This is a genomic window from Polaromonas sp. P1_G2, from assembly GCF_056405515.1.
The window spans coordinates 1-355 of sequence record NZ_JBFUBY010001794.1; the positions used below are offsets into that span (position 1 = coordinate 1).

The window sequence follows — 355 nt, forward strand, 5'->3', positions numbered from 1 at the left end:
ATATCGGCCTCGGTTCGCAACTGGTCGAGCCGCGCGACGGTGGTCGCACCGCTCTTGATCAGCGTCTGGGCGCGGTCGAGTTCAGTCTCGGCATTCTTCAACGAAGCTTGTAGGCCAAGCAATTGGGCATCGATCGCCTTGATCTGGAAGTCGATCTTGTCGTCCTTGACCACGGCGACGACGTCTCCCGGCTTGACCATATCGCCCTCCGTGACACGGAGTTCGACGATCGTGCCGCCGATGCGGGCGCGTGCCAGCACGCTGTCGCGTGCTTCGACCTGACCGTAGACGGCCTTCCATTCGGGGATGGTCGTCGACGTCAAGGTCAGGTTCTCGGCATGGGCAGAGATCGGCA

The 355-nt window shown here is 62.0% G+C and carries 1 protein-coding gene; it reads right to left on the reverse strand.

What is annotated here, in order from left to right; translation table 11 throughout:
• A partial coding sequence (locus AC1D0P_RS32625) for an efflux RND transporter periplasmic adaptor subunit (RefSeq protein WP_477680505.1) occupies positions 1 to 323 on the reverse strand: 323 nt, incomplete at its 3' end.
• Between the last annotated feature and the right edge of the window lie 32 nt (positions 324 to 355).